Consider the following 7,121-nt stretch of genomic DNA (forward strand, 5'->3'; position numbering starts at 1 on the left):
CTGTGGCGCTTATTTTTTTGGCAGGAAAATGCCCTTTTAGTGTATAATATAATGAATAGTGTATTATAGACTTAGTGGTGGGATAGATAGAGATGAATCATGAGAAGCTGAACTGGCTGAAACTGGCCGACAAATTTGCCCGGGAGGGCGACCCCAAGGGGATGCGGGCCTGCGCCAAGGAACTTTGGCAGCTTGATCCTTCCGGCATGGACGGGGCGGCTGTGATGGCCGAGGCGGCTTTGTATACAGGGGAAACAGACGAAGCCGAGGCTCTGGTTGAAGAAATCCTCAAGGCCCGTCCCCGCCATCTGCGGGGCAGGCTGGTACAGGGGGGGCTTTGGGCCCAGGACTTCCAGCTGGATAAGGCCATTCCCTGTTTGAAAGACCTGGCGGCAGAGTGCAGCCAGAAGCAGGCGGCTTTGGAGCCTGAGGATGATTACTATGGGGCTCTTGGCTATATTCTGATGAAGTCACGGGGGTGGCTCACCGATGCCATGTATCTGGCGGCTGACCCGGAGGGGGCAGGCAAGGAGTTGCTGGCCCTGGCCAGAATGTCTGAAACAAAAGAGGAACAGGCTGATTACTACAGCAAGTATCTCTTTATGAGGAACTACCGGGAGCAGGGCTTGCGTGAGAGCTATCTGGCGGCGAAGAAATACGCGGAAGTACAGGAGGCTGTGCCCTACCAGCACGCTGAAGTTGCCCGTCTGCCGGAGAAGAAGCTGCGCATCGGCTATATTTCACCGGACTTCCGGGAGCACGCTGTATCATATTTCCTGGCCCCGCTGCTGAAAAAATTTGACGGCAGCAAATTCATGGTCTATTGTTATTCCACCGGCAGGGCAGATGAGGTCACCAAAAGGCTTCGCTCCGGCCCCATCAGCTGGCGGGACCTCCGGGGCAGGAGCCCCCGCACAGCGGCCCGGCTCATTGCTGAGGATGGCATTGATATACTGGTGGATCTTTCGGGGCACACCCAGAATTCCACTTTGCCCATTACCGCTTACCGGCCTGCGCCGGTGCAGATTGCGGGCATTGGCTATATGAACACTACAGGTGTTCCGGCTGTTGACTATTTCCTGTCAGACGAGACCTGCCTGCCTACCGGGGATGACGGAGCGGCTTCTGCCTTTACGGAAAAGATTATACGCCTGCCCCATTCACATCTCTGCTATGCTCCCGGTTTTGTGCGCGAACTGCCTGATGCGGGCAGTGAGGCGCCAGTGCTCAGGAATGGCTATGTGACCTTTGGCAGTTTCAACAATTTTGCCAAGGTCACGGACGAGATGCTGCTGCTTTGGCGGGGCATCCTTGACCAGGTGCGCAATTCCAAGCTGGTCATCAAGAGCAAGATCTGCAGTATTCCCTCGGGGCAGCAGATCTTGCGCCAGCGGCTCCAGAAGTTGAATTTCGAGCTGGCAAGAGTTGAATTCCGCCCTTACAGTCCGGATTACATGGAGCAGTACCGGGATATCGATATCGCCCTGGACCCCGCGCCCTACAATGGCGGCGCCACCACCTGCGAGGCCCTTTTCATGGGGGTGCCGGTGATAACTCTCAGGGGCAGAAGCCACGGTTCCCGTTTTGGAGCCAGCATCCTGGTGAACGCCGGGGTTGAGGAACTGGTGGTGGAAAATGATATCAACTACGTGCGCAGGGCAGTGCAGATAGGCAATTCCCCCCAGCTTATAGGGGCTTACCATTCGGGGCTGCGTGCCAACGTGCTGAAATCCCCGCTGATGGATATGAAGGGATATATGCAGGAGCTGGAGGCCGCCTATCGGGCGGTTTGGAGAAAATTCTGTGAAAGCAACGGCTGAGCCGCAGGAGCTTTGATAAGGAGGGAAAGAGATGTCGGACGGGATTTTTTCTCCCATGCTGAGGGATCTCTTGATATTTGTCTGTCTCACCGTCAGCATACTGGCCTTTGTCTTTGCGGCTTACGCCTGGACTATGATGCAGGAAGGACAGAAGAAATACGTCAGGATGCAGTCCTTCATGGATGAATACGACAAGATGAAAGACCGCCTCAAGGATGTGGAATCGCGCCTGCGCAAGGAAGAAATCAAGCTCAAAGCTACCATGGCTGCCAACCGCCTGGGCAGAGCCGGTCTTATCCCCACCCTGAAAGAGGGGGAGGAAATGGACGCAGAGGCGCTGGAAAAGCTGGAAAAGGCCGTGGAACGGGCCGAGGCCGAGGCTACGGCAGAAAAGCTCTCCGACAAGGAGGCTGCTGCTGTCACCAAGGAAGTGCCTGATGAAAAGACTCCCTGGCAGGCCATGGTGGATGAATTCAACGGCCTGGCTGCCAATATGAACCAGCCGCGTTACAAACAGGCCTGCGAGCAGTTTGTGGACAGGTATCATCTGGCTATGCTGGCCTTTACGGAAATCGACAAGATGACAGAGCAGCCTAAGTTCGTGGTGATAGGGGATATCCTGCAGAGCAACCTCTGGGCCATGACCATAGAGGGAGCAGGTCCCGGCAAGTATGCTGTGGTGCCTAACCCCATCAAGCCCTATAATTCAGAAGCACATGAACATCAGGGCATGAAGGAGACGTTTGCTTCCAATTACGAACGGGGCACTACATACAGCGGCTATCAGGTGAAGCTGCCCGCTATTTTCAAGGCTGTGCTGGGGAACTGGCGCATTGATCGGCCCGGGGTTATCCGGTTGAGCTAAGTATTTTCAAGCCTCCCTCATTGAGGGAGGTTTTTTCATCTGCTTATACCAGATTTTGGTTATGATTCGCTCTTGTTCTATCAGTAAGTTAGTTATTTCACAATTGATAGAAAAATTTATTCAATTTTTAGCAGGAGAATAAATTCGTATGACGAATTACAGGCGATAAGGAGGGTGAGCAACGATGGATATTTTAGTTTGTATCAAGCAGGTACCAGGTTCTAATAAAGTTGAAGTGGACCCGGTGACGGGGGTGCTCAAGCGCAATGGCGCGGATGCCAAGATGAATCCGTACGACTTATTTGCCTTGGAGACAGGGCTGCGGCTGAAGGAGCAGTATGGGGGCAGCCTGAGCGTCCTTACCATGGGTCCGCCTCCTGCCAAGTCCATCATATACGAGGCTTTTGCCATGGGGGCTGACAAGGGCTGCCTGATCACCGACAGGAAATTCGGCGGGGCAGATGTGCTGGCCACCAGCTATACCCTATCCCAGGGCATCAAGCGCTTTGGCAAGTTTGACCTGATTATCTGCGGCCTTCAGACCACTGATGGGGACACTGCCCAGGTAGGGCCGGAGGTGTCCGAGCAGCTGGGCATTCCCTGCGTCTGCAATGTGAAGGCGGTGAAGGGAGTAGAGGAGGGCGCCGTCCTGGTAGACATGGAGATGTCTGAGGATGTGGAGTCCCTGAAGGTTGCCTTCCCCTGCTTGCTTACTGTGCAGAAGGATATCTATGAACCGCGGCTGCCTTCATATAAGAAGGGCAAGGAGACTGCCAACAGGGAGATAGTTACCTATACGCTGAATGATATGGAAGACAAGGACGAGCACCACTACGGGCTGAACGGTTCTCCCACCCAGGTGCAGAGGATTTTCCCGCCGGAGATACACAAGGCACGGGAGACCTGGGAGGGCACTGGCGAGGAGCTGGCACGGAAGATATATCAGCATTTGAAGAGTCACAAGTATATAGCGTGAGCAGTGCTAAGGTGTTTAGGAGAAAACTCCTGACTTAATGGGAGATGAAAGTATGGGCAAATTGGTAATTCATCAGGAAAAGATTGAAGATATTGCTGCGCTGGTTTCTATCTGTCCCTTTGGCGCCATGACCGCCAGCGAGGGCAAGGTGGAGATAGGCGCCGCCTGCCGCATGTGCAAGCTCTGCGTGAAGAAGAGCGGCGGTGCGGTGGAGTTTGTGGAGGATGCCCCGGAACCGGCTGTAGACAAGAGCAAGTGGCAGGGGATTGCCGTGTATATAGACCATGTGGACGGACGCATCCATCCCGTATCTTTCGAGTTGCTGGGTAAGGCCCGTGAGCTGGCAGACAAGATCCATCAGCAGGTCTTTGCCCTTTTCATGGGAGAGAATATCGGCAGCGGAGCAGAGGAACTGCGCCATTATGGGGTGGACAAGGTCTTTGTCTGTGACAAGCCTGTGCTATCCCAATTCAATATCGAGATTTACGCCAAGGTCTTTGAGAGCTTTATCCGCCAGGTTCAGCCTGCAACTATCCTGGTGGGGGCTACTCCTGTGGGGCGGCAGCTGGCCCCCAGGGTGGCAGCCCGTTTCCATACGGGGCTCACGGCTGACTGCACGGTGCTGGACATTCATGAGAATACCGATTTGGTGCAGATTCGCCCGGCCTTCGGCGGCAATATCATGGCTGAGATCCTTACCCCAAACACACGTCCCCAGATGGCCACTGTGCGCTACAAGATCATGGAGGCACCTCAGCGCACCAAGGAGGCGCAGGGCGTAATCGTGCCTTTGGAGGTGAAGGAGGAGCTTTCCTCCCGCATCGAGGTGCTGGGCATCACCAAGAAGCCCAGGGAAAAGAGCATCGAGCATGCTGATGTGCTGGTAGTGGCAGGGCGAGGTGTCAAGAAGAAGGAAGACCTTGCTCTGGTGGAAGAACTGGCCGAGGCACTGGGGGGCGATGTGGCCTGTACCCGTCCCCTGGTGGAAGTCGGCTGGATGGACCCGCGCCGCCAGATTGGCCTTTCCGGGCGTACGGTGCGCCCCAAGCTCATCATCACCTGCGGTGTCTCCGGTGCCATCCAGTTCGTGGCAGGCATGGAGCATTCCGAAGAAATCTTTGCCATCAATACCGACCCCAAGGCGGCCATTTTCAAGGTAGCAAATTATGCTGTGGTGGGAGATATCTATGAGGTGCTGCCCCAGTTAATCGCCAATATCAAGCAGGGGAGGGAAATCGCATGAGTGAGTACAGGCAGGTAGGAAAAGAAGATTTGCTGGCGATTGCCGGCTTCATAGACAGGGAACGCTTGCTCTTTGGCGAGGAAATAAATGAGGAATACAGCCATGACGAGCTGGCCAGCAAGCGGGTCTATCCAACTTTGGTGGCCAGGGTGACTTCCACAGAGGAAGTGTCAAGGCTTATGGCCTATGCCAACGAGCATCATATTGCAGTTACCCCCCGGGGGGCGGGCACGGGACTGGTGGGTGCTTCCGTGGCAGTAGAGCAGGGCATCATGATAGATACCACCCTGATGAACCATATCCTGGAACTTGATGAAGAAAATCTCACCCTCACGGTGGAGCCGGGGGTGCTGCTCATGGAGCTCAAGGGCTATGTGGAGGAGAAGGGCTTCTACTATCCCCCTGACCCCGGTGAGAAATCTGCCACTATCGGCGGCAATATCAGCACCAACGCCGGCGGTATGACGGCTGTGAAATACGGTGTCACCCGGGATTACGTCCGTGCCCTTGAGGTGGTGCTGGCAGACGGCACAGTCCTGCAGCTGGGGGGCAAGGTGGTGAAGAACAGCTCCGGCTACGACCTGAAGGACATGGTCATTGGCTCCGAGGGCACTCTGGCCTTTGTCACCAAGGCGGTGCTGAAGCTGCTGCCCCTGCCAAAGAAGACCGTAAGCCTGCTGGTGCCTTATCCTACTTTGGAACAGGCCATCGGCACGGTGCCCCTCATCATCCAGTCCAAGTCCGTGCCCACGGCCATCGAGTTTATGGAAAGGGAGGTCATCCTTGACGCAGAGGAATACTTAGGCCGCAAGTTCCCGGACAATCAGGCTGATGCCTATCTCCTGTTGAAATTCGACGGTAACACCATGGAGGAAATCGCTTCCTACTATGATGATACCGCCCAGATCTGCCTGGACCAGGGGGCTATCGACATCCTCATTGCCGACACTGAGGAGCGCAGCACTCCCGTTTGGAAGACCAGGGGCGCCTTCCTGGAAGCCATCAAGGCTTCCACCAGTGAGATGGACGAAGTTGATGTGGTGGTTCCCAGGAACAAGGTCAACGCCTTCGTGGAATACGTCCATGAACTGCGCCAGCAGCTGGGCATCCGCATCAAGTCCTTCGGCCACGCAGGTGACGGCAACCTCCATGTCTATATCCTCAGAGATGATATGCCGGAGGATAAATGGCAGGAAATGCTGGATAAATCCATGTCCAGCATGTATGCAAAGGCCAGAGAACTCCGGGGTCAGGTCAGCGGCGAGCACGGCATCGGCCTTGCCAAGCGCCCCTATCTGAAAGAATCCCTGCCGGAAGCCAGCCTGAGGCTTATGCAGGGCATCAAGCAGGTCTTCGACCCCAACAACATTTTGAACCCCCACAAGGTCTGCCAGGCGTAAGCCAGACAGTCCTATATACATAAACCGCCGCCCTACTGGCTACGAACCAGCGGGGCGGCATTTTTTTAGTTTTGCTGAACAACAACCTGTATTATATGTTTGGAAAAGACTTGAAGATTGATTGATGTCTGGGAAGAAGGTGATAGTTTTCCATTTGTTCGTATGACATCGACGCGAATCTTTTTGGTAGGATTCATAGTTAGTGGAGGTATGTTCAGTCTTTGCCGATGATCTCTGTTTCGTCGGCCATAATGATTTCTGCAAATGCTTTGTCATCGAGATAGCAGTCATACAAAAGACTATCAAGGGTTTCGTACCAGCCGATTAGCTCATAATCAAAGTCACTGTGAGATGGTCTCCTTTAGCGGCTATAGCTATGACGAGGTGATGGAGCTAATGGATTGGATTCTTGACGAGATGCTTGCTGTGTCAATCCGCCATAGCTGGTCATACAAGCTTAGCAGCGAAATTCTGCGGTTCAAGGATCGGCTGCCTACGACCATGCTTTTCATAAGCAGACTGTTCCGTGACTTCAGCATGAAAGCTGAGGCTATGGGACTGCCTAAGGAGGTGTTCCGTCTTCTCTATAGCAGATTATCAGTAAACAAAGAGTCAGAAGCCTATGCGGAACTTACCCGGCAGGCATCAGCCCTCATCCCGGCAGGGGAGTTAGCCAATGTTGAAAAAGTGCATGATGAAATAGTCATCGGCATCAAGAGGGCCAGCAGCATGGTCGAAAATGTCAATGGCAGGCTTCGTGCCTACATGAACATAAAGAGGCATGTTTCATCGAACTTTTATAGCCTGGTTCAACTTC

6 protein-coding genes are annotated in these 7,121 nt (G+C 54.1%); all 6 read left to right on the forward strand.

The annotated features are described in order from the left end of the window. Nucleotides 1-92: 92 nt before the first annotated feature. Nucleotides 93-1,820 carry a hypothetical protein gene (locus tag BLW59_RS14425; protein WP_029546148.1) on the forward strand — a complete coding sequence of 576 codons (1,728 nt, stop codon included), beginning with the start codon at nucleotides 93-95 and terminating at the stop codon, nucleotides 1,818-1,820. Between the two features lie 31 nt (nucleotides 1,821-1,851). Continuing rightward, nucleotides 1,852-2,685 carry a hypothetical protein gene (locus tag BLW59_RS14430; RefSeq protein WP_074698345.1) on the forward strand — a complete coding sequence of 278 codons (834 nt, stop codon included), beginning with the start codon at nucleotides 1,852-1,854 and terminating at the stop codon, nucleotides 2,683-2,685. A gap of 184 nt (nucleotides 2,686-2,869) precedes the next feature. Next, nucleotides 2,870-3,661, forward strand: coding sequence for an electron transfer flavoprotein subunit beta/FixA family protein (locus BLW59_RS14435; protein ID WP_074698346.1), 792 nt, complete (start codon nucleotides 2,870-2,872; stop codon nucleotides 3,659-3,661). A gap of 52 nt (nucleotides 3,662-3,713) precedes the next feature. Next, nucleotides 3,714-4,904 carry an electron transfer flavoprotein subunit alpha/FixB family protein gene (locus BLW59_RS14440; protein ID WP_074698351.1) on the forward strand — a complete coding sequence of 397 codons (1,191 nt, stop codon included), beginning with the start codon at nucleotides 3,714-3,716 and terminating at the stop codon, nucleotides 4,902-4,904. Further along, nucleotides 4,901-6,304: an FAD-binding oxidoreductase gene (locus BLW59_RS14445; protein ID WP_074698347.1), complete on the forward strand. Its 1,404-nt coding sequence runs from the start codon at nucleotides 4,901-4,903 to the stop codon at nucleotides 6,302-6,304. The genes BLW59_RS14440 and BLW59_RS14445 overlap by 4 nt, the downstream gene beginning before the upstream one ends. 396 nt (nucleotides 6,305-6,700) lie before the next feature. Continuing rightward, nucleotides 6,701-7,121: hypothetical protein (locus BLW59_RS14450; protein ID WP_175463465.1), on the forward strand; the 421-nt coding region annotated here is incomplete at its 3' end.

Source organism: Selenomonas sp. KH1T6 (assembly GCF_900108415.1).
GTDB classification, from domain to species: domain Bacteria; phylum Bacillota; class Negativicutes; order Selenomonadales; family Selenomonadaceae; genus Selenomonas_B; species Selenomonas_B ruminantium_A.